Here is a 22362-nt window from a genome sequence, read left to right as displayed (position 1 = left end):
GAACGTCTCAGCCCGCCATCCCGGCGGCGCGGGCCCGGGCGACCACGTCGGGCAGCACACCGAGGACGGCGTCGACGGTGTCGTCGGTGGTCTCCCGTCCGAGGGTGAAACGGACGGCCCCGCGGGCGTCGTGGTCGCTGACCCCGGCGGCGAGGAGGACGTCGCTGGCCCGGTTGACGCCGCTAGAGCAGGCCGACCCGGTGGAGGCCTCCACCCCCTGCTGGTCGAGCAGCATGATGAGACTGTCGCCCTCCGCTCCGGGGAAGGACAGGTGGAGATGGCCGGGCAGGGCGGGTTCGGCGGTGTGGACCACGACGTCGTCGATACGCGTGAGGATCCCCTCGCGCAGCCGGTCCCGCAGGGCGGCGAGGCGGGCGGCCTCGGAGTCGATCTCGGCCACGGCCTCCGTCAGGGCCGCGGCGATGGCAGCGGCGGAGGCGACGTCGAGGGTGCCCGGGCGGATGCCGCGTTCCTGGCCACCGCCGTGGAGCACCGGCACGGGTGCCGGTGAGCGCCGGGCCAGGAGCAGGCCGGCGCCGCGAGGGCCGCCGAACTTGTGGGCGCTGGCGGCCAGGGTGGTCGCGCCGAGGGCGTGGAAGTCGACGGGCAGGCGGCCGACGACCTGGACGGCGTCGACGTGCGTCGGGGTTCCGGCGGCGGTGGCTCGGGCGGCGAACTCGGCGACGGGCTGGATGGCGCCGGTCTCGTTGTTGGCCCACATGCACGTGGCCACCGCGGCCGGGGTGTCCAGCAGGGACAGATCGCAGACGTGGCCGGTGGCGTCGACCGGCAGGTGGTCCACCTGGGCACCGGTGGCCCGCACGGTCTCGAGGACGGCCGGGTGCTCGATGGGGGTGGTGATGATCCGGGTGAGCGGGCTGGCCTCGTAGAGGCCGGTGACGGCGAGGTTGTCGGCCTCGGTGCCGGAGGCGGTGAAGATCACCTCGATGGGCTCGGCGCCCAGGAGACCGGCGATGGTCTCGCGGGCGTCGTCGAGCACGCTGCGGGCGGCCCGGCCGGAGCGGTACTGGCTGCCGGGGTTGAGCGCCTGCGCATGCTCGACCCAGGCGTCGACGGCCACCTGCCGCATGGGCATGGTGGCGGCGTGGTCGAGGAAGTGGCTCACCGCTGCAGCTCCCCTACTTCCGGGACTCGATCTCGGTGATGAGCGCCGGGACCACGTCGGCGACATCACCGACGACGCCGAGGTCGGCGATCTGGAAGATGGGGGCGTCCTCGTCGTTGTTGACCACGACGATCTTCTTCGCGGTCTGCATGCCGGAGGTGTGCTGGATCGCACCGGAGACGCCGAGGCCGATGTAGAGGTCCGGGGAGACGGTGACACCGGTCTGGCCGATCTGGTAGTTACCGTCGTACCAGTCGAGGTCCACGGCGTCGCGGGTGGCGCCGACGGCACCGCCGAGGGCGTCGGCGAGCTTCTCGGCGAGTTCGGTGAAGCCCTCGCGGGAACCGAGGCCGCGGCCACCGGCGATGACGACCTTGGCCTGCGCCAGGTCGGGGCGGTCGCCGCGCTCGGCCGGGGTAAAACCGGTGACGCGGACGTCCTTGGCGGTGGCCTCGGGCAGCGGCAGCTGGGTGAGCGTGCCGGCGGCGGCGATCGGGGCGGCCTCGACCGCGCCCGGACGGACGGTGTAGATCGGGCTGGCGCCGCCCACGGCCGCGGAGACCTGGACGGTGTCGCCGAAGACGGACTGCTCGGCGGTGCGGTCGGCGTTGACGGAGACGACGTCGCAGAGCACACCGGAGGCCAAGCGGGCGGCGAGGCGGCCGGCGATCTCGTTGCCCGTCGGACCGGCGGTGACGAGGATCGGGGCGGGGTCGGCGGCGGCGAGCATGGAGAGCGCGTCGACGGCCGGGAGGATGAGGCGGGTGTCGGCGTCGGCGGCCTCGGCGGCGACGACGGTGGCGGCGCCGGCCTCCGCCAGCCGGGGCGCGAGGCCCTGGGCGGTGCCGGGGGTGCCGACGACCACGGCGGTGACTTCACCGAGCGGGCGGGCGGCGGTGATCAGCTCGGCGGTGGTGGCGGTCAGGTCGGTGCCGTCGTGCTCGACCAGTACGTAAACAGTGGACATGTGTCTGACTCCTTGCGGTGATGCTGGTCGGGGCTAGAGGAACTTCTCGGCGGCCAGGAAGTCGGCGACCTTCGTCGCGGCATCCTCACCACGGATGACGTCGCCGCCGGCGCGGGCGGGACGCTCGGTGGCGGCGGTGACGGCGGTGGCCGAGTGGGCGAGGCCGACCTGCTCGGGCGAGACGCCGATGGCGGCGAGGTCGACGACGGTGATCTCGTGCTTCTTCGCGGCCATGAGGCCCTTGAAGTTGGGGAAGCGCGGCTTGTCGGCCTTGTCGGTCACCGAGACGATGGCCGGAAGCTGGGCGGCGAGCTCGTGGCGCCCCTCGGCGGTCTCCCGCACGGCGGTGAGCGTCTGGCCGTCGAGGGTGACGGAGCGGACGTTGGTCAGGGCCGGGACCTGGCGGTACTCGGCGAGGATGCCGGGCAGGGCTCCCATGGCACCGTCGGAGGAGGAGTTGCCGGCGACGATGATCTGCACGTCCTCGATGGTGTTGAGCGCGTTCGTCAGGGCCCAGGTGGTGCCCAGGACGTCGGAGCCGGCGAGTGCCTCGTCGAGGACGTGGACGGCGTCGTCCGCGCCCATGGCCAGGGCCTTGCGCAGCGCCTCGTCCGCACCGGCCGGTCCCATGGTCAGGGCGACGACGCGGAGACCGGCGTCCGGGTTGTCGTCGCGGAGCTTGAGGGCCTGTTCCATGGCGTATTCGTTGATCTCGTCGATCACCGAGTCGACGGAGACACGGTCGAGGGTGTTGTCCGCCTCCAGGGTCTTGGCGGACCAGGTGTCCGGGACGTGTTTGACCAGCGCGACGATCGTGGGCATCGGGGCGTTCACCTTTCGACGGGGATTTTTCAGGCTGCAGGGAAGTCTACTCTAGGGCCGGGGCAGACGGCTCAGGCAACCCTCATCTAGACCGATCAGTACATTCTGGCGTACCGACGCCCCCGCGTACCCCCGCTGGGCTGCACCGATACTGCCGCTCACCGTCCGCCGGGGGATGAAATTTAACCGACCGCGTCGTCTGTGGCCCACTCCCGGGCCTCGCAGACCAGGGCCACGCCCGCCCGGCCGATGCGGGTGCACACCACCGCCATGGGGCGGGATCCGGTGAGCCTGAGCTTCTTCCGGAGCACGTCCGGGTCGACGTCGACGCCCCGGACGAGGATCTCCACGCTGCCGGCCCCGTGCGACTGGAGCGCTGCCTTGAGCTTCTTCAGCGGCACCTGCTCGAGGATCCGGAATCCACTGCGGCCGACGGGGATCCGGTCGCCGGTGAGGTAGGCGATGCGTTCGTCGAGCATCCACAACCCCTCCCGGTGACCGTAGTGACGGACCAGCCCGGCGCGGACGACGGCCCCGTCCGGGTCGATGAGGAAGGTGCCGGGGTCGGCGACCGCGACCTCGTCGGGCTCGGCGTCGGTGATCCGGTCGAGGTGGCCGTGGGAGAACGTCACGGCCTCCCGGCTCACGCCCTCGGCCAGGCCGGGGGTGTAGAGGCAGGCCTCCTTGACACCGCCGTCGACGCTGACGAGGCTGACCAGCCCGTCCCAGTCCGAGAAGTCCAGCCCCGGGGCGCACTTGACGGCCAGCTCGGTGCCCGCCCAGGCACCAATGAGGTCCGGCAGCGGGGGCAGCAGCTGGTCGGGGCGGGTGATCCGTCGACCACCGGCCCGGCGCGCGGGGTCGGCGACGACCGCCGCCGGACTGCTGACGGGGGCCAGGGCGTCAGCTCGGGCCAGCCACGCCTGCTCCCCCAGGTTGTGGCGGGCCATGCGCAGGCGCACGTCGTCGAGGTCGCTGCCGAGGTAGCGCAGGCCCGCCTCCCGGATCGGCGCCCCCTCCGTCCCCACCGAGCAGGTCACGTCGTGGATCAGTGCCCCCTCACCTAGGACCCGGGCCAGGCGGGCGGCCCGCAGGTCCGCCACCACCTGCGGGGTGGCCTGCTGGGCGGCGTCGGAGTCGGTGAGCCAGGTGGCGGGGAACTTCCCCGCGGCGGAGGCGCGGGCGCGGACCAGTTCCGCGACGGCTCGGCCGTACGTGCCGAAGCGGGTGCGGAGCACGGCGGCGTCGGCAAGCGTGCTCGAGGACGTCAGGCCGAGCTCGCCGGTCACCTCGGTGATGTCGTCGGTGTGGGCGGCCAGGAAGGCCACCTCGTCGCGGTCGAAGGCCACGTCAGATCCGGTCGATCCGGCGGGTGTGGAAGTACTCGGCGAAGCGCGGGTCATCCACCGGGTCCCCGACCACCGGGTTGAGGTCCATGGAGTCGGCGGCCGCCATCGCCTCCCGGGCCGTGGGGTAGGCGGCGAGGAAGCGCATCTGCGCCCAGGTCGGGATGGCCATGCGGACCAGGCCGTGGGCCCAGCCGTCGAGCAGCAGCTGCGGCGGGAACCAGCCGGCGTCATCCGCCTCGCTGGTGTCCCCGTCGGGGTCCTGCCCGGCGGGGGCGAGTGCGATGAAGGAGACGGTGTCGAACCAGTGCTGGTTGCGCCAGCCCCCGACCCAGCGGGCCCAGGGGCTGAGCAGATCGGAGCGCACCCGCAGGCAGCGCTCACTGAGGACGTCGGTGAGCGACTTCTCGTGGGAGGTCAACGCCATCCGGTCGGCGTGGTACGGGCTCGCGTCCCCGATGGCGGTGCCGTCCTCGTGGACGGCGAGCAGCGTGCCGGTCTCCTCGAACAGCTCCCGGACCGCGGCGAAGACCACCGCGTGGGCCTGCTCCGGGTTGAGGCCGAGCCGGTCGGCCATGTCATCGACCGACGGACCCGTCCACAGGGCACTGTGGTCCCAGTCCCCGGAGGGGAAATCCCGGCGGTCCACTCCCCCGCCCGGGAACACGGTCATCCCGGGGTAGTTGCGCATCGTGGACACCCGCTCCTGCGCCCACACCTGCAGCCCGTCGGGGGCGTCACGGACGAGGATGACGGTCGTGGCCAGGCGGGCCTGGTCATAGCCCGTGGGGGCGCCCTGGTGTGCCACGGTGCCGGTCACCTCCTCAAGGTGCGTGATGGGCGGAGGATGGTATTCCGCCGGGAGAGCCCGGGTGAGCTCAGTGACAGTCTAGGGACGTTCAGGGCTCTCAGCGCCGGTGGTTCCCGCCCGGGCGGATCCGGCGGGCGAAGAACCGGTCGCCGATCTTGGCCACGTCGATGGGCTGGTGGAAGGTGCGGGAGAGGTTCTCACTGGTCATCACCGTGTCGATGAGCCCCTGGGCGACCACCTGCCCCTCATCGAGCAGGAGGGCGTGGGTGAAGCCGAAGGGGATCTCCTCCACGTGGTGGGTGATCATCACGATCGCCGGGGCATCCGCGTCCATCGCCAGGTCCCCGAGGTAGCCGACGAGATCCTCGCGGCCACCGAGGTCCATGCCCGCGCCCGGTTCGTCGAGGATGAGCAGCTCCGGGTTCGCCATCAGCGCCCGGGCGATGAGCACGCGCTTGCGCTCGCCCTCCGACAGAGTGCCCCATTCGCGGTCCATGAGGTGGTACGCGCCGACCTGCTCGAGGGTGTCCACGGCCTGGTCGAAGTCCATCTCCTCGTACTCCTCCCGCCAGCGGCCGAGGACGGCGTACCCGGCGGAGACGACGAGGTCACCGACCTTCTCCCCGGCGGGGATGCGGTTGCCCAGGGCGGAGGAGGAGATTCCGATCATGGAGCGCAGGTCCCGCATGTCGGTCCGCCCCAGCTGCTCCCCCATGACGAACGCCGTACCGCTCGACGGGAACTCTTCCGCCGCTGCCATCCGGATCAGGGTCGTCTTGCCCGCACCGTTGGGGCCGATGATCACCCACCGTTCATCCAGTTCAACCTGCCAGGTCACCGGCCCGACGAGGGTGCGGCCCCCACGCCGGAAGGTGACGTCCCGGAAATCGACCAGCAGGTCCTCATTGAACTCGTCAGCGAACTCATCAGCGTTGTCAGTCACGCCCCCCATTGTGGCCGATTCCCGTTGTCCCCGGTGAAAGTGACACAGCTGCACTAGGCTTCAGGGGGTATCTGCAGCCCCCGACGTGGAAGGTGAACCACAATGACAGGTCGACTCGGAATCGATGACGTCCGCCCCCAGATCTCCGGACGGTTGTACCCCGCGAAGGCCGTCGTCGGCGAGGTCGTGCCCGTCACCGCCCTGGTGTGGCGGGAGGGCCATGACGCGGTCTCGGCCACCCTCAACGTCATCTCCCCCGGCGGGGCCGAGACGGTGGCCATCCAGATGACCCCGGAGCCGCTTAACCAGGACCGCGTCCACGGGGTGTTCGTCCCGGACGCCCCCGGCACGTGGACCTTCCGGGTCGACGCCTGGTCGGACGTGTTCGCCACCTGGCGCAACGCCGTGACCAAGAAGCGCGGCGCCGGGCAGGGCGCGGCCGAGCTGGCCAATGACCTGGCCCACGGCGCGGACCTGTTCGACCGGGCGGCGGCCCAGGCCCCGGCCGACGTCGCCCCCCGCCTGCGGGAGGCCGCGGTAGGCCTCCGCGCAGGTGACCGGGACGTCGACGCCCGCGTCGAGCTGGCCCTGTCCGACGAGGTCACCGGCATCCTCGCCGAGTACCCGCTGCGTGACCTGCTGGTCCACGGCCCGATCTGCGAGATCTCCGTCGAACGGCGCGACGCGCTGGTCAACTCCTGGTACGAGCTGTTCCCCCGCTCCACCGGCGGGCGCGACGAGCAGGGCAGGCCCGTCCACGGCACCTTCGCCACCACCGCGCAGGCGCTCGACCGGGTCGCCGCCATGGGCTTCGACACCGTCTACTTCCCGCCGATCCACCCCATCGGTGAGGTCAACCGCAAGGGCCGCAACAACACCCTCACCCCGGACGCCACCGACGTCGGCTCCCCGTGGGCGATCGGCTCCGCCGACGGTGGCCACGACGCCGTCCACCCCGAGCTGGGCACCGTCGAGGACTTCCGGGCGTTGCTGGCCCGCGCCGAGGAACTGGGCCTGGAGGTCGCCCTCGACCTGGCCCTGCAGGCCGCCCCCGACCACCCGTGGGCCCGCGACCACCGTGACTTCTTCACCGAGCTGGCGGACGGCACCATCGCCTACGCCGAGAACCCACCGAAGAAGTACCAGGACATCTACCCCATCAACTTCGACAACAACCCGACCGCGATCTACGACGAGGTCTACCGGGTGGTCAAGTACTGGACCGACCTGGGCGTGCGCACCTTCCGCGTGGACAACCCGCACACCAAGCCCGCGAACTTCTGGCAGTGGCTCATCGCCCGGATCCACGAGACCGACCCGGACGTCATCTTCCTCGCCGAGGCGTTCACCCGCCCGGCCCGCCTCTACGGCCTGGCCAAGCTCGGGTTCTCTCAGTCCTACACCTACTTCACGTGGAAGACGGACAAGCAGGAGCTGACCGAGTTCGCCTCGGAGATCCGGGATGCGGCCGACATCTCCCGCCCGAACCTGTTCGTCAACACCCCGGACATCCTCCACGAGTCCCTGCAGACCGGTGGCCGGGCCATGTTCGCCATCCGGGCGTCCCTGGCCGCGACCATGTCCCCGCTGTGGGGCGTGTACTCCGGTTATGAACTCTACGAGCACCAGGCCGTCGCCCCGGGCTCCGAGGAGTACCTCGACTCGGAGAAGTACGAGCTGCGCCCCCGCGACTTCGCCGCGGCCCTGTCCTCGGGGGATTCCCTCGAGCCCTACCTCACCCTGCTCAATGACATCCGCCGGGAGAACCCCGCACTGCAGCAGCTGCGCAACCTCACTTTCCACGACGTGGACAACGACCAGCTGCTCGCCTACTCCAAGGTCGACGCCGTCACCGGCAACGCCGTGCTCGTCGTGGTCAACCTCGACCCGCGCAACGCCCAGGAGGGCACGATCACCGTGGACCTGCCCGCGATCGGGCAGCAGCCGGGCGCCAGCTACGGCGTCACCGACGCCGTCACCGGGGCCACCTGGACGTGGGGGGAGCGCAACTTCGTCCGCCTCGTCCCCACCCTCGATGTCGCGCACGTCCTGGTCCTGCCGACCGTGCCGGAGCAACGCCGCGAGGCCCTGGCCTGGCGTCGGGTCGAGGACTACCGGGCCTGACCCCGCCCCGCCCCCGGGAGAGCGAACCGCCTCACCCGCCGGTCGCACTCGGGTAGCGTCGATTGTGTGACAGGCGGGTGCCAGGCGCATCCGCCCCAGTGAAATATATACAGACCTGACCGACCATCCACCCGTGAGGACCACCCATGCACGACGCCCGTGACGGCATCGACCACGCCCTGCTCATTCCCGACCTGGACCTGGGACGTCTGCGCAGCTGCAGCCACCACGCACCGCACGACTTCTACGGCTGGCATGCGGTGGAGGGCGGATCGGTCATCCGCACCCGTCAGCTCGGTGCCACCGCTGTGGAGGTGCTCATCCACGGCGAGGAGATGGCCGCCACCCCGGTCGGCGACGACATCTGGGTGCTCGGCCTGCCGGACATCTACGCCCCGGACTACCGGCTGCGGATCACCTGGCCGGAGGCGGATCCCGTCATCGTCGCCGACCCGTACCACTTCCTGCCCACCCTCGGCAGCCTGGACATGCACCTGATCGCCGAGGGCCGTCATGAGCGCCTGTGGGACGTCCTGGGCGCGAACGTCCACTCCTACGAGACCGCCCTGGGCACCGTCGAGGGCACCGCGTTCGCCGTGTGGGCCCCGAATGCCGAGGGCGTCGCGGTGGTGGGTGACTTCTGCGGCTGGAACCCGAACCAGTATCCGATGCGTTCGCTGGGTTCCTCCGGTGTGTGGGAGATCTTCATCCCCGGTCTGCTCGCCGGCACCACCTACAAGTTCGCCATCCAGACCAAGGAGGGTCACCGCCGGGACAAGGCGGACCCGATGGCCAAGGCGACCCAGGCGCCGCCGGAGACCACCTCGGTGGTCGTGGACTCACGCTACGACTGGACCGACGGGGACTGGATCCGCTCCCGTTCGGAGCGCAACATCCTCACCGAGCCGATGTCGATCTACGAGGTCCACCTGGGCTCGTGGAAGATCGGCAAGGGGTACAAGGAACTGACCACCGAGCTGGTCGACTACGTCGCCGAGCAGGGCTACACCCACGTGGAGTTCATGCCGGTGGCCGAGCACCCCTTCGGCGGCTCCTGGGGTTACCAGGTCTCCGGCTACTACGCCCCCACCGCCCGCTGGGGTTCCCCGGACGAGCTGCGGGCGCTGATCGAGGCGTTCCACAACCGGGGCATCGGCGTCATCGTGGACTGGGTCCCGGCGCACTTCCCCAAGGATGACTGGGCGCTGGCCCGTTTTGACGGCCCCGCCCTCTACGAGCACGCCGACTGGCGCCGTGGCGAGCAGAAGGACTGGGGCACCTACGTCTTCGACTTCGGCCGCAACGAGGTCCGCAACTTCCTCGTCGCCAACGCGCTGTACTGGATCGAGGAGTTCCACATCGACGGTCTCCGCGTCGACGCCGTCGCCTCCATGCTCTACCTCGACTACTCCCGCGAGGAGGGTGAGTGGCTACCCAACGAGTACGGCGGCCGCGAGAACCTGGACGCCGTGCAGTTCCTCCAGGAGATGAACGCCACCGTCCACCGCGCCCACCCCGGCGTGCTCACCATCGCCGAGGAGTCGACCTCCTGGCCGGGCGTCACCGCCCCCACCGACCACGGCGGGCTGGGCTTCAGCCTCAAGTGGAACATGGGCTGGATGAACGACACCCTGGAGTACTTCAAGCTCGACCCGGTGCACCGCGAGTACCACCACAACGCGATCACCTTCTCCATGATCTACCAGTACTCCGAGCACTACGTCCTGCCCTTCAGCCACGACGAGGTCGTCCACGGCAAGGGTTCGCTGTGGGGCCGGATGCCGGGCGATGACTGGAACAAGGCCGCGGGCCTGCGTGCCCTGTTCGGCTACATGTTCTCCCACCCGGGCAAGAAGCTCATGTTCATGGGCCAGGAGTTCGGTCAGACCGGTGAGTGGAACGAGGCCTTCTCCATCGACTGGTCCAATCTGGAGGGTTGGGGCAGCGAGTTCCACCGGGGTATCCAGCAGCTGGTCAAGGACCTGCACTGGACCTACCGGGCGATTCCGGCGCTGCACTCCCAGGATTCGGAGCAGTCCGGCTTCCAGTGGATCAAGGGCGACGACGCCTCCCGTAACCTGCTGGCCTACGTCCGCTGGGGAAACGACGGGTCCGCCGTGCTTGCCGTGGTCAACCTCTCCGGCGCCACGCACAATGACTACACCCTCGGCAGCCCCCGCGGCGGCCGCTGGGAACTGGTGCTCAACACCGACGACGCCAAGTACGCCGGTGCGGGCAATGATCTCCCGCACACCGTGTCCACCAACGGCGGCGGATGGGACGGCTTCGAGGACTCCCTCACGCTGACGGTCCCCGCCAACTCCGTGCAGTGGTACCGCTGGGTGGGCTGATCCACCCCGGCTTATCGACACCCCCGGCGCACCCCCGGCATCATCTCCCGGGGTGGCCGGGGGTCGCCGTTTCTCTCCGGAAGAGCTTCGGCCCCGCCCACAGCACGAAGTAGACCAGCGCGAGGAAGACCGGCACCTCGATGAGGGGGCCCACGGCCGCCGCCAGCACCTGGTCGGAGGCCGCCCCGAACGTCCCCACCGTGACCGCCATGACCATCGCCGTGTTGGGGCCGGCCGCGACGAAACCCACCGACACGGACGGGCCGTAGCCGTGGCCGAGGGCACGGGAGAGAAACACCCCGAGCAGCACCATGACGGCGAAGTAGATGGCCAGGGGAACCGCCAGGTCCACCAGCAACCCCGGTCGGGTGTGTGTCTCCAGGCCCCGCATGCTGAAGATGAGCACGACGGTGTAGAGCAGTCCGATCATGGTCCAGGGAGCCATCCGCGGCAGGACCTCCTTCTCGTACCAGTCGCGACCCCGGAGTGATTCGCCGAGGATCCGGGTGAGGATGCCCAGGAGCATGGGAATGCCGAGGAACACCAGCACGGAGCCGAGCATGGTGAAGAAGGGTACGTCGCCGGGGTGCGGAAGTCCCAGCCACCTCGGCAGCAGCTCGAGATAGAACCAGCCGAGCAGGGCGAACAGGGCCAACTGGACCGAGGCGTTGAGCATCACCAGGGTGTCGGTGAGTCGCCGGTCGCAGTCCGCCAGATCGGTCCACACCCGCACCAGGGACAGGCAGCGCGCCAGGCCGAGGAGGATGAGCCCGTCCCGGATCGCCGGCTGATTTCCCAGAAAGATCCAGGCGAGGGTGAACATGAGGGCGGGGCCGACGACCCAGGTGAGGATCCCCGCGAGGATGAGTATCGGCGGGTTCTCCCCGATCTCCGTCGGCTGATCCAGGCGGAGCCTGGCCAGCGGGGGGATGAGCATGAGGAACATCCCGACGGCGATGGGCAGGGGCACACCGGCGACCTCGAGGGACATCAGCGCCCAGGGGATGCCGGGGATCTCGCGGCCGATGACGAGGCCGACGCCGATGGCGATGAACACCCAGGCGGGCGCCCACCGGTCCAGCAGGGACATGCCCTCGGGCCCGTTCGGGGTCATCGGTGACCTCTCCATAGTTCGATGGTTATCGATATGGAAGTTAGTCGACGTGTCAACATTCGTCAACCGGCCGGGTTATGCTGGAGGACATGAGCACCGCTGCCCGGCCCACCATCCTCCCGATCACCGATCTCTCGGCATGCTGTTCCCTCGGGTCGGGCCCCCTCACCGCGGAGGAGGCCGGACGCTACGCCACCCTGTTCAAGGTGCTCGCCGACCCCGCCCGGCTGCGGATCCTCTCCTCCATCGCCGAGGAAGGCTGTGACCCGGTGACCGCCTCCGACCTGACGGAGCTGCTCGGACTCGGCCAGCCGACCGTGTCCCACCACCTGAAGAAGCTCACGGAGGCGGGCCTGCTCGAGAGCACCCGGGTGGGCCGGATGATGCAGTACCGTGTGCTGCCCGACCTGTTCGCCGAGCTGCGCACGGTCCTGCAGATGGACTAGAACAGAGCGCTGGCCATCTTCGTCCGCGCGGCGCCGACGCGGGGGTCGGCGGCGTCGAAAAGCGCGAAGAGCTCGAGCAGGCGATCCCGGACGCGGGTCTTCTCGTCACCGGCCTGGGTGAGCATGAGCGCGATGAGCCGGTCGAAGGCCCGCTCCGGGGCGCCGGCCACCACCTCGGCGTCCGCGGCGTCGAACTGCTTGTCCACGTCCGTCGGGTCCGCGTCCGCCGCGACAACCGGGTCCTCGGTCCGCTCGGCAGGGTTGAGGCGCTTGAGCAGGCGGGCGGTGTCCCGGGCCTGGGCGATCTCCCGGTTGTCGGGCTCGGCGGCGAGGATCTCGTCGTAGGTGGCGATCGCCGCATCGAAGTCGCCGGCGTTGAGGGCCGCGATCGCGGCGTCGAGACGCGGATCCTCCGGTTCCGCCGGGCCCTCCTCCCCCGCCGTCTGCTGCAGACCCTGCAGCTGCGGGGCGATCTGCTCGACGAGGGTGTCCACCCAGTTCTGGACGACCTCCTTCGGCTGCGCACCCTCGAACTGGGTGACCGGCCGGCCGGCCGCCAGTGCCACGACGGTGGGCAGGGCCTGGACGCCGAAGGCCTGGGCGACCTCGGGGGTGGCGTCGGCGTCGACGTAACCGACGACGAAGGCGAGGTTGCCGGCCGCCGCGATGTCCTGCAGGTCCGCCCTGAGCTGTTCAGACGTGGGGCTTCGGGAGGTGCCGATAAGCATGACCACGGGAACCTCGAGGGAGCGGCGCACGGCCTCGGCCTCGAAGTTCTCCGCCGTGACGGTGAGGAAGGGGGCGATCCCGCCGACCCCTGCCGGAGCGGTGGCGGCCTGGTCCCGGGCCTCGGCGCGGGCCTTGACCTCCGCCAGGTCGATGGCTCCGGAGACGTAACGGTGCGGGGTGGTCATCTACTTCACCCTCCCTGCAGGCGCGACTCCACGGCGGCGACCTTCTGGTGCAGCTGGTCGGTGTGCCCGGGCCGGATGTCCGCCTTGAGGACCAACGAGACCCGCGGGGACACGGCGACGACGGCGTCGGTGGCGCGCTTGACCACGTCCATCACCTCGTCCCATTCCCCCTCGACGAGGGTGAACATGGCGTTGGTCTCGTTCGGCAGACCCGATTCGCGCACGATGCGCACGGCCTCGGTGACGGCGTCGGCCATCTCCGCGTCGGGGGTCTCCGTCACAGCTGGGGCAACAGAAAAGGCGATGATCATGCGTCCAGGGTACTCGTCAGCGTCGGTCCCAGCACGGCCGGTGCCAGTGCCGGCGATCGTCCGCTCCCCGGCCCGAATCCTTCGGCCACGCGACGATGTGGGCCACCCCGGGCGGGATGTTCTGGTTGCACCCGGGACAGACGTAGAACTTCGTCGCCGCGGCCGCCCCCATGTGACGGAACAGGTACGGCTCCCCGTGGGCCCACCGCGGGCCGTCGACCACCTGGGTGCCGTAGTAGGCCGCGCCGTCCCTGGGCAGGGGCCGCGGTGCGGCCTTCGCTTCTCGACGCCCACCCTTCCGCCCGGGGCGGTTCCGCCTGGGCATCTAGAACAACCGGAGTTCGTTCGACTCGATCCCCCGCAGCTCCTGGTAGTCCAGGGTCACGCAGCGGATACCACGGTCCTCGGCCAGCGTGCGGGCCTGCGGCTTGATCTCCTGGGCGGCGAACACCCCGGCCACCGGCCGCAGCAGCTCGTCCCGGTTGAGCAGGTCGAGGTAGCGGGTCAGCTGTTCGACGCCGTCGATCCCGCCGCGACGCTTGACCTCCACCGCCACGGTCGCGCCGCTGGCGTCCCGGGCCAGCAGGTCCACCGGGCCGATGGCCGTGGGGAACTCGCGGCGTACCAGCTCGTAGCCGTCGCCGAGGGTGGTGATGTGCTCGGCGAGCAGCTCCTGCAGGTGCGCCTCGACGCCGTCCTTGACGAGGCCGGGATCCACCCCGAGGTCGACGGACGTCTCGTGGTGGATCTTCTCGATGGTGATGCGCAGCTGCTCGCCCTTGGGGTTCTCCACGATCCACAGCAGATCACCGGTGTCCTCGTCGTCGGCGTCCGTGATGGACTGCTCGACGAGCGAACACGGCGGGGTCATCCAGTTGAGCGGCTTGTACGCCCGGTCGTCGGCGTGGATGGAGACCGAACCGTCGGCCTTGATCATCAGCAGCCGGTCGGCCAACGGGAGGTGTGCTTCGAGTCGTCCGACGTAGTCGACGGAACAACGGGCAATGACGAGACGCATGGCTTACAGGGTAGCCGGGGACTACCTGCCGTTGCGCCCCCGGGTGATGCGCTCGCGCAGCCGCTTGATGTCCACCCGCTCCTGCCGGGCGTCCGGGGCGGACTCCACCCAGGCGGTCAGGGCCATGAGACCGCGCCGGTCGAGGGCGATCTCGTAGTCGGTGTGCGCGTCGCTGATGCTGGCGACGGTGAGCCCCGGGGACATGAAGGCGGCCTCCCGGTCGCTCATCGGACGGGTCTCATGAAAGACGAGGTCGCCGCGGCTGATCACCAGATCAGCGCGCGGCGACAGGGAACGGAGCTTGTAGTACTCGAGGTTGCCGTTGTCGTAGCGGACAGTGCCGTGACGCCAGCCGTGGGTCCCGCTGGCGGGCAGGCGACGCATGACCACCGAGGTGCCCCGGGGCCGCAGCGTGAGGAAACGCCACACGGCCAGGGCGATGGCCAGGATGATGAGCACGAGGATGACCCAGTTGATGAGGTCCAAAGGGAGCGCTCCTTCCGAATACGGCCTGCCACTGAAGTGTCACAGTTTGTTAACGCTCAATCCTAGACCCCGCCCACCCCATTTCCCAATGGGTGTTAAGGATGCCGTCAGGTACCTGCGGTGGTGGGTGGGGCGGGCGTCGATACGCGGAAAACACCGCACCCGCCGGCTCCGGAGAGGACGGCGGGTGCGGTGTGAGAGGAAGAGGCGGTGCCCAGGGTCAGGCCTCGGCCTTCCGGCGGACGGCCTTGAGACCGGCCTCGGCGCGCTGACGAGTGCTCTCGTCCTCGGCCTGCAGGTCGGACTCGGCGGACGAGGAGTCCACCTCGTCGGCCCAGACCGCGTGATCCGCGAGAATGGTGACCTTCTCCGGTGAGACGGAGAGGAAACCACCCTGGACCGCGGCGACGAGCTTGTCGCCGTCGGTCGGGCGGATGGTCACGACGCCGTTCTCGACCAGCTGGCCGAGCATGGGCTCGTGACCGGACAGCACGCCGATCTCACCCTCGGTGGTCTGCGCGGTGACGATGCTGGCCTCGCCGGACCAGAGCATGCGCTCCACGGAGACCAGTTCCACGGTGATGTCAGCCATGTGCGTCTCCCCTTACTTCTCGGTGATCTTCTTGTAGGCGGCCTCGACGTCATCCAGGCCACCCAGGCCGTTGAAGGCCTGCTCGGGGTAGTGGTCGAACTCGCCGTCGCAGATGCGCTCAAAGGCCACGATGGTGTCCTCCAGCGGCACGTAGGAGCCCGGCAGACCGGTGAACTTCTCCGCGACGAAGAAGTTCTGGCCCAGGAAGCGCTCCAGGCGACGTGCACGCTGCACGGTGATCTTGTCCTCCTCGGACAGCTCGTCCATACCGAGGATGGCGATGATGTCCTGGAGTTCCTTGTTCTTCTGCAGGATGCCGATGACACGCTGCGCGACGGCGTAGTGACGCTCACCGACGATCGACGGCTCGAGGATACGAGACGTCGAGGTCAGCGGGTTCACGGCCGGGTAGATACCCTTCGAGGCGATGCCACGGTCGAGCTCGGTGGTGGCGTCGAGGTGCGCGAAGGTGGTGGCCGGGGCCGGGTCAGTGTAGTCGTCGGCGGGCACGTAGACGGCCTGCAGCGAGGTGATCGACTTACCCTTCGTCGAGGTGATGCGCTCCTGGAGCACACCCATCTCGTCAGCCAGGGTGGGCTGGTAGCCCACGGCGGAGGGCATACGACCCAGCAGGGTCGAGACCTCGGAGCCGGCCTGGGTGAAACGGAAGATGTTGTCGATGAACAGCAGCACGTCCTGGTGCTGCACATCGCGGAAGTACTCCGCCATGGTCAGACCGGACAGGGCCACGCGCATACGGACTCCCGGCGGCTCATCCATCTGGCCGAACACGAGCGCGGTGTCCGGGAGAACGCCCATCTCCTCCATCTCGAGGAAGAGGTCGGTGCCCTCACGGGTGCGCTCGCCGACGCCGGCGAACACGGAGGTACCGGAGAACTCGCGGGCGATACGGGTGATCATCTCCTGGATGAGCACCGTCTTGCCCACGCCGGCACCGCCGAACAGGCCGATCTTGCCGCCCTTGACGTACGGGGTCAGCAGGTCGATGACCTTGATGCCGGTCTCGAGGATCTCGGTCTTGCCCTCGAGCTGGTCGAAGGGCGGCGGGTCGCGGTGGATGCCCCACTGCTCGCCGTCACGGCCGAGGCCCGGCTCGTCGAGGCAGTCACCGAGGGCGTTGAACACGTGGCCCTTGACGACGTCACCGACGGGGACGGAGATCGGCTTACCCGAGTCCACGACCTGGGTACCGCGGACGAGGCCGTCGGTCGGGGCCATGGAGACGGTACGGACGAGGTTGTCACCCAGGTGCTGGGCGACCTCGAGGGTGATGGTCTTGGCGACTGCTTCGAGGGTGACCTCGACAGTCAGCGCGTTGTACAGGGCCGGCAGCTCGCCGCGCGGGAATTCCACGTCGACGACCGGTCCAATGACGCGCACGACACGGCCGGCGGTGGACGCCTGCGGTGCGTTCTGCTCTGCGAGAGCGTTAGTCATTTTCTAGTCACTTTCTCCGCTTTCGGCGAGCGCGCCAGCGCCACCGACGATCTCTGTGATTTCCTGGGTGATCTGTGCCTGACGGGCCTGGTTGGCCACGCGCGAGAGGTCCTTGACCAGCTCGGTCGCGTTGTCAGTCGCAGACTTCATCGCATTGCGTCGCGATGCCGACTCGGCGGCCGAGGCCTCGAGGAACATGGCGAACAGACGACGAGAGACGTACTTCGGCAGCAGCGCATCCATGAGGGTGTCGGCGTCCGGCTCGAAGTCGTAGTCGGGGCCCACGGCGCCGTCGGCCGTGTCCTGCAGGCTCTCGCCTGCGTCGTAGTTCTCTTCCTCGATGACGGGCTCGACCGGCAGCAGCTGGTGTGCACGGGGCACCTGGCTGAGCATCGACTCGAACTCGGTGTACACGACGTGCACCTGGTCGAAGCCTCGGATCGGCGAGCCGTCGGTGTTGAGACCCTCGCGGTACTTGGCCTCGCCCTCGGAGCTCGCGGTGAAGCCGTCGATGAGGTGGCGGCGGACATCGTGGGTGGACTCCCAGGACGGATCCTGGGAGAAACCGGTCCACGCGCCCGCGACGTACTCGTCACGGAACTTGTAGTAGCCGACGCCCTTGCCACCCGTGACGTAACGGACGACCTCGTACCCGGCCTCCTCGAGCATCTTCTGCAGCTCGGCGGCCTTCTTCAGCACGTTGTGGTTGTAACCGCCGGCCATGCCGCGGTCCGAGGTGACCACGAGCATCGCGGCGACCTTGCCGTCCTCGCGCTCATGGAGCATCGGGTGGTCGAGGGAACTCGCGGCCGCCAGGCGGTTCATCACGTTGGTCAGCTCGTGGGCGTAGGGCACGGATGCCTCCACCCGGGCCTGGGCCTTGGTGATACGCGAGGTCGCGATCAGCTCCTGAGCCTTGGTGATCTTCTTAGTCGAGTTGACGGACCGGATCCGGTCCCGCAGTTCGCGAAGATTAGCCATGGTTCACACTCCTCCCCTTCTGTGTAGTAAACGGTTACTGGGTAAGGCATCGAGGCCCTACTTCTTGGCCGTTTTACGGGAGACGGTGAGCTGGGTCTTCTTGACCTCGGAGCCGTCGAGTGCGTCGACCTCCGGCTCGTTGATGACGGAGTGACCCTCGGTGGTCTGGAAGGAGCGGGCGAACTCGTCGTTGGCGGCCAGCAGGGCCTCCTTGGACTCGTCCGACAGGACCTGGCCACCGGCGATCTGGTCGTAGACACCCGGGGTGTTGGCCCGCAGGTACTCGTGCAGCTCGGTCTCGTAGCGACGGACATCCTCGACGGGAACGACGTCGAAGACGCCCTCGCCGGCGAGCCAGATCGAGATGATCTGGTACTCGACGGCCTGCGGTGCGTTCTCGGCCTGCTTGAGCAGCTCGACCAGGCGCTGGCCACGCTCGAGCTGGGCCTTGGACGCGGCGTCCAGGTCAGACGCGAAGGTGGCGAAGGCCTCGAGGTCACGGTAGGCGGCGAGATCCAGACGCAGGGAACCTGCGACCTTCTTCATGCCCTTGGTCTGCGCGGCGCCACCGACACGGGAGACGGAGACACCGACGTTGATGGCCGGGCGGACGCCCTGGTTGAACAGGTCCGACTCCAGGAAGACCTGGCCGTCGGTGATGGAGATGACGTTGGTCGGAATGAAGGCCGACACGTCGTTCGCCTTGGTCTCGATGATCGGCAGGGCCGTGATGGAACCGGCACCCAGCTCGTCGTTGAGCTTTGCGGCGCGCTCCAGCAGACGGGAGTGCAGGTAGAACACGTCACCCGGGTAGGCCTCGCGGCCCGGGGGCGGCGCAGCAGCAGCGAGATCGCACGGTAGGCCTCGGCCTGCTTGGTCAGATCATCGTAGATGACCAGGACGTGGGCGCCCTGGTACATCCAGTGCTGAGCCAGGGCGGCACCGGCGAACGGTGCGAGCCACTTGAAGCCGGCGGAGTCGGAGGCCGGAGCAGCCACGATCGTGGTGTACTCCAGGGCGCCCTGCTCCTCGAGGGTCTTGCGGACCGCCGCGATGGTCGAGCCCTTCTGACCGATGGCGACGTAGACACAGCGGACCTGCTTGGTCTTGTCGCCGGACTCCCAGTTCGCCTTCTGGTTGAGGATGGTGTCGATGCAGACCGCGGTCTTGCCGGTCTTACGGTCACCGATGATCAGCTGACGCTGACCACGGCCGATCGGGGTCATCGCGTCGATGGCCTTGATGCCGGTGGCCATCGGCTCCTCGACGGGCTGACGATCCAGCACCGACGGTGCCTGCAGCTCGAGGACACGGTTCTCCTCGGCCGGGATGGCGCCGAGGCCGTCGATCGGCTCACCCAGGGGGTTGATTACTCGGCCGAGGAATGCCTCGCCGACCGGAATGGACAGGACTTCACCTGTCCGCTTGACCTCGTCACCCTCCTTGAGGGACTCGAAGTTGCCCAGGACCACGACGCCGACAGAGTCGGTGTCGAGGTTCTGTGCGACGCCGATGACGCCGCCCGGGAACTCGAGCAGCTCATTCGCCATGACCGACGGGAGGCCCGAAACCTGGGCAATACCGTCAGCTGCCGAAATGACCACGCCGACCTCCTCACGGGAGGCCTCCGCGGAGTAGCTCGAGGTGTAGTTCGCTATCGCGCTACGGATCTCATCGGAGGAGATCATCAGCTCCGCCATGTTCTTCCTGCTCTCGGTTGTATCTTCCAGCATTACTATTTCTTTTTTGTCGTGTACTACGTGTACTAGACGAGGTTCGCGCGCAGCCGGGCGAGCTTGCCCGCCGTACTGCCATCGATGATCTCGTCGTCAACGCGGATGGTCATGCCACCGAGGAGGCTGGGGTCAACCTCAGAATGGATGGACATCGCACGACCGTAAATTCGTCCCAGCTTGTCGGCGAGCGCCGCCTGCTGGCCCTCGTTCAGCTCTTCCGCAGTGACGACCTGCGCAACGGACCGGCCCTGCAGCGCTGCTGCACGGTCGACCAGGTTCGCGATGTCGTCGATCGGGTTGTGCTCCGGGCGGCCGATGACCTGAAGCGCGAGCGCCTCGGTGAACATCGACACCTTGCCGTAGAGCACGCTCGCCAGCAGGCCGCGCTTGCGCTGCGCATCCGTGGTCTTGTCGGAGAGGAGCTGGGTCAGCTCCTCCCGGTCCAGGAGACGGGACAGGCGGAACAGTTCGTCCTCGACCTGACCCAGCTGGCCCTGGCTCTCGGCGCCGCGCAGGAGAGCGCGACGTCCGAGGGAGACCAGACCGGTACGGAACTCACGCGGGGTGGACCAGGTGCGGTGGGCGGCCTCGCGCAGCACCGAGAGGGTGCTGTCGGAGACCTTGCCACCGAACACGGCCTGGATCAGTCCCGTGCGCTGCTCGGGCTCGGCGGCGGCCTCGGCGACGGCGACCCGGAGGCCACGGTCGCTGTCGAGGGCGTCGACGACGTCGAACAGTTCAGTGCCGGTCTGTGCGGACACGGCGACGGTGTTGTCCGAACCCTGGACGAGGTTGTCCAGGTAGGACTCGACCTGTGCTAGTGCTTCGCGGCTCGCTGCGTGCATGGCGCTCACTTTCCTGCCGGTGCCACGGTGTCGAGCTCGGACAGGAACGAGTCAATCGTGCCGGAGCGCTTGGTGGCGTCGGAAAGCTCGCCACCGAGCAGGCGCTCGGCCAGGTTGATCGAGTTCTGTCCCATCTCCTGGCGAAGCTCTGCGACGACCTGCTCACGCTGGGCCAGCAGCTGCTTCTCACCGGACGCGATGATGCGGTTGCTCTCTTCGGCTGCCTGTGCCTTCATCTCAGCCTCGATCTGCTTGCCCTTCTCGCGGGCCTGCTCACGGATCTCGGCTGCCTCGGCACGCGCCTCGGCGAGCTGCGCGTTGTACTTCTCAAGTGCGGCCTTGGCCTCGGCCTGTGCGGCCTCGGCACGCTGAATGCCACCCTTGATCCGGTCCTCACGCTCGGTCAGGACCTCCTGGAACTTCGGAAGAACGAACTTCCAGAAGATAAACAGGATGACTGCGAGCGGAATGATGGACCAGACGATGTCGTAGACCTTGGGGAGCAGGATGGAGTTGCCGCCCTCCATGGGGAGGGTTTCACCCGCCTCTGCCGCAAGGTAGAAAATGACGTTCGTCATGAGTCTCCAGTCTTAAAGGTGTGGTGCCCGCTCGGAATTAGAGGCTGGTGAACAGGAAGCCGGCGACCAGGCCGATGAGGGCCAGGGCCTCGACGAAGGCGATGCCCAGGAACATGGTGGTACGCAGCTGGCCGGCCATCTCGGGCTGGCGAGCCATGCCCTCGAGAGCCTTGCCGACGAGGATGCCGATGCCCAGGCCCGGGCCGATGGTGGCGATGCCGTAGCCGATGGCGCCGAGGTGCGGGGTTGCGGCGGCGACGGTCTCGGTCTGAGCCAGGATGATCTCGTTCATGAAAGTCGTTCCCTTTCTTGGTGCCCGGTGAAGTTCGCCGGGTCTTGCAGTGGTGTTTCTGTGGGGTTATTCAGTTGGCCGCGAGGTCCGCGACTTGTCAGTGCGAGTCCGCATGCAACGACAGTTCGATGTACACCGAGACCAGCAGGGCGAAGATGTACGCCTGCAGGAAAATGATGATGCACTCGTAGAGCGTGAATGCGATCGCCGCGATGATGGTCACACCCGACAGGGCGGTCCAGCCGTTGAGCTGCCAGAAGAAGAAGTTCGTGGCGGAGTACAGCAGAACCAGGATCAGGTGTCCCGCGAGGAAGTTCGCCATGAGACGAAGCGCGAGAGTGACCGGACGCATGATGAACGTCGAGAAGAACTCGATCGGCACGACCAGGATGTGGAGTGCCGGCGGAAGATTCGGGATGACCACCGAGGACTTGAGGAACTTGCCGAATCCGTAACGCTTGGAGCCGGCGTAGATCATCGTGATGTAGCCCAGGATCGCCAGCGCGATCGGCATGCCGATACGCGCGTTAGGCGAGATGTTCAGACCCGGAATGATCGTCGGGATGTTCCAGAAGAGGACACCGAAGAAGATGGTGGCGATGACCGGCAGGAACCGGCGTGCCTCCTTCTTCCCGAGAATGTCCTCCGCGATGTGGACCCGGACGAAATCCATGGCGAGTTCTGCGAAGTTCTGCAGGCCCGACGGAACCAGCTTCGGGTTCCGGAAGGCGACAAGGAAAAGGACCACGAGGATCGCCGCCATGAGCAGGCGGACGAGCATCAGTCGGTCCAGTGCGAACCATCCGTTTGCGACATCGTCGAACAGGATGTGGCCGTAAGTTTGCCCCGGGAAAAATTCGGAGTCCAGGTCGGGTGCGTGGAATTCACCCTTCATGGACAGTGTTGTAACGCTCAGCGTTCTCTCCCGTGTTCGGGCCGTGAGGAAGGTCAAGTCCTGCACGGTGCGATGGACGTCTGAAAAACTCTTCTGCCATCACCACGGACTCCGTCGCACATCAGCGAGGCGATGACAGGGGATGAACCACAGACCGGAAGGCGAGAGTCCATCGAAGTATCTCAACTGGAAACTCAACTAGCGTG

General features: G+C 68.2%; 22 protein-coding genes and 1 pseudogene. 3 read left to right on the top strand and 20 right to left on the bottom strand.

Annotated features, from left to right (window positions below):
• Positions 1–7 precede the first annotated feature (7 nt).
• From QP029_RS09845 to QP029_RS09820, 6 genes are all read right to left on the bottom strand, one after another.
• Positions 8–1090 carry a cysteine desulfurase family protein gene (locus QP029_RS09845; RefSeq protein WP_284876220.1) on the bottom strand — a complete coding sequence of 361 codons (1083 nt, stop codon included), beginning with the start codon at positions 1088–1090 and terminating at the stop codon, positions 8–10.
• 49 nt (positions 1091–1139) lie between these two features.
• A complete protein-coding gene (locus QP029_RS09840; RefSeq protein ID WP_284874138.1) occupies positions 1140–2093 on the bottom strand; it encodes an electron transfer flavoprotein subunit alpha/FixB family protein in 954 nt (317 codons plus the stop codon).
• A 33-nt stretch (positions 2094–2126) separates the two neighbouring features.
• On the bottom strand, positions 2127–2915 hold the full coding sequence (locus QP029_RS09835; RefSeq protein ID WP_284874137.1) for an electron transfer flavoprotein subunit beta/FixA family protein: 789 nt from the start codon (positions 2913–2915) through the stop codon (positions 2127–2129).
• Between the two features lie 182 nt (positions 2916–3097).
• Positions 3098–4264: a THUMP-like domain-containing protein gene (locus tag QP029_RS09830; RefSeq protein ID WP_284874136.1), complete on the bottom strand. Its 1167-nt coding sequence runs from the start codon at positions 4262–4264 to the stop codon at positions 3098–3100.
• Between the two features lies 1 nt (position 4265).
• The gene (locus QP029_RS09825) at positions 4266–5069 is read right to left on the bottom strand and encodes an NUDIX hydrolase (protein WP_284874135.1); all 804 of its coding nucleotides are present in this window, start codon (positions 5067–5069) and stop codon (positions 4266–4268) included.
• A gap of 100 nt (positions 5070–5169) precedes the next feature.
• Positions 5170–6024: an ABC transporter ATP-binding protein gene (locus QP029_RS09820; protein WP_284874134.1), complete on the bottom strand. Its 855-nt coding sequence runs from the start codon at positions 6022–6024 to the stop codon at positions 5170–5172.
• A gap of 93 nt (positions 6025–6117) precedes the next feature.
• On the opposite strand from QP029_RS09820, the gene QP029_RS09815 reads away from it, so the two are divergent.
• Together QP029_RS09815 and glgB are read left to right on the top strand one after the other, a co-directional pair.
• Complete coding sequence (locus tag QP029_RS09815) at positions 6118–8139, top strand: alpha-1,4-glucan--maltose-1-phosphate maltosyltransferase (RefSeq protein ID WP_284874133.1); 2022 nt, start codon at positions 6118–6120, stop codon at positions 8137–8139.
• 146 nt (positions 8140–8285) lie between these two features.
• A complete protein-coding gene (gene glgB, locus QP029_RS09810; RefSeq protein ID WP_284874132.1) occupies positions 8286–10490 on the top strand; it encodes a 1,4-alpha-glucan branching protein GlgB in 2205 nt (734 codons plus the stop codon).
• Positions 10491–10530: 40 nt separating this feature from the next.
• On the opposite strand, the gene arsB is transcribed toward glgB, so the two are convergent.
• Positions 10531–11604 (bottom strand): ACR3 family arsenite efflux transporter, encoded by a 1074-nt coding sequence (arsB, locus tag QP029_RS09805; protein ID WP_284874131.1) that lies wholly within the window; start codon positions 11602–11604, stop codon positions 10531–10533.
• An 89-nt stretch (positions 11605–11693) separates the two neighbouring features.
• Between arsB and QP029_RS09800 the strand changes: the two genes are divergently transcribed.
• Positions 11694–12050 (top strand): ArsR/SmtB family transcription factor, encoded by a 357-nt coding sequence (locus QP029_RS09800; protein ID WP_284874130.1) that lies wholly within the window; start codon positions 11694–11696, stop codon positions 12048–12050.
• On the opposite strand, the gene QP029_RS09795 is transcribed toward QP029_RS09800, so the two are convergent.
• The 13 genes and pseudogenes from QP029_RS09795 to atpB form a co-directional block, all read right to left on the bottom strand.
• On the bottom strand, positions 12047–12964 hold the full coding sequence (locus QP029_RS09795) for a tetratricopeptide repeat protein (RefSeq protein ID WP_284874129.1): 918 nt from the start codon (positions 12962–12964) through the stop codon (positions 12047–12049). The two genes, QP029_RS09800 and QP029_RS09795, sit on opposite strands and share 4 nt — an antisense overlap.
• A 5-nt stretch (positions 12965–12969) precedes the next feature.
• Positions 12970–13275 carry a thiamine-binding protein gene (locus QP029_RS09790; RefSeq protein WP_284874128.1) on the bottom strand — a complete coding sequence of 102 codons (306 nt, stop codon included), beginning with the start codon at positions 13273–13275 and terminating at the stop codon, positions 12970–12972.
• 16 nt (positions 13276–13291) lie between these two features.
• The gene (locus QP029_RS09785) at positions 13292–13600 is read right to left on the bottom strand and encodes an Rv1322 family protein (RefSeq protein WP_284874127.1); all 309 of its coding nucleotides are present in this window, start codon (positions 13598–13600) and stop codon (positions 13292–13294) included.
• Positions 13601–14293 (bottom strand): endonuclease NucS, encoded by a 693-nt coding sequence (gene nucS, locus QP029_RS09780; RefSeq protein ID WP_284874126.1) that lies wholly within the window; start codon positions 14291–14293, stop codon positions 13601–13603.
• A 21-nt stretch (positions 14294–14314) separates the two neighbouring features.
• Positions 14315–14779 (bottom strand): DUF2550 domain-containing protein, encoded by a 465-nt coding sequence (locus QP029_RS09775; protein WP_284874125.1) that lies wholly within the window; start codon positions 14777–14779, stop codon positions 14315–14317.
• 220 nt (positions 14780–14999) lie between these two features.
• Positions 15000–15371, bottom strand: a complete 372-nt coding sequence (locus QP029_RS09770) for a F0F1 ATP synthase subunit epsilon (protein ID WP_284874124.1) — start codon at positions 15369–15371, stop codon at positions 15000–15002.
• Positions 15372–15383: 12 nt separating this feature from the next.
• Positions 15384–16829 carry a F0F1 ATP synthase subunit beta gene (atpD, locus tag QP029_RS09765; protein WP_284874123.1) on the bottom strand — a complete coding sequence of 482 codons (1446 nt, stop codon included), beginning with the start codon at positions 16827–16829 and terminating at the stop codon, positions 15384–15386.
• A 3-nt stretch (positions 16830–16832) separates the two neighbouring features.
• Complete coding sequence (locus QP029_RS09760; RefSeq protein WP_284874122.1) at positions 16833–17810, bottom strand: F0F1 ATP synthase subunit gamma; 978 nt, start codon at positions 17808–17810, stop codon at positions 16833–16835.
• 57 nt (positions 17811–17867) lie between these two features.
• A pseudogene (gene atpA / locus QP029_RS09755) lies at positions 17868–19510 on the bottom strand (F0F1 ATP synthase subunit alpha).
• A gap of 65 nt (positions 19511–19575) precedes the next feature.
• Positions 19576–20391 carry a F0F1 ATP synthase subunit delta gene (locus QP029_RS09750; RefSeq protein ID WP_284874121.1) on the bottom strand — a complete coding sequence of 272 codons (816 nt, stop codon included), beginning with the start codon at positions 20389–20391 and terminating at the stop codon, positions 19576–19578.
• A 5-nt stretch (positions 20392–20396) separates the two neighbouring features.
• Positions 20397–20969 (bottom strand): F0F1 ATP synthase subunit B, encoded by a 573-nt coding sequence (locus QP029_RS09745; protein ID WP_284874120.1) that lies wholly within the window; start codon positions 20967–20969, stop codon positions 20397–20399.
• Positions 20970–21006: 37 nt separating this feature from the next.
• Positions 21007–21261, bottom strand: coding sequence for an ATP synthase F0 subunit C (locus QP029_RS09740; protein WP_284874119.1), 255 nt, complete (start codon positions 21259–21261; stop codon positions 21007–21009).
• 97 nt (positions 21262–21358) lie between these two features.
• Positions 21359–22156 (bottom strand): F0F1 ATP synthase subunit A, encoded by a 798-nt coding sequence (gene atpB / locus QP029_RS09735; protein WP_284874118.1) that lies wholly within the window; start codon positions 22154–22156, stop codon positions 21359–21361.
• Positions 22157–22362 lie beyond the last annotated feature (206 nt).

It is taken from the genome of Corynebacterium suedekumii, assembly GCF_030252185.1.
Lineage (GTDB): Bacteria > Actinomycetota > Actinomycetes > Mycobacteriales > Mycobacteriaceae > Corynebacterium > Corynebacterium suedekumii.
The sequence above is the reverse complement of the archived record's forward strand: the minus strand, read 5'-3'. Positions and strand labels throughout refer to the sequence as shown.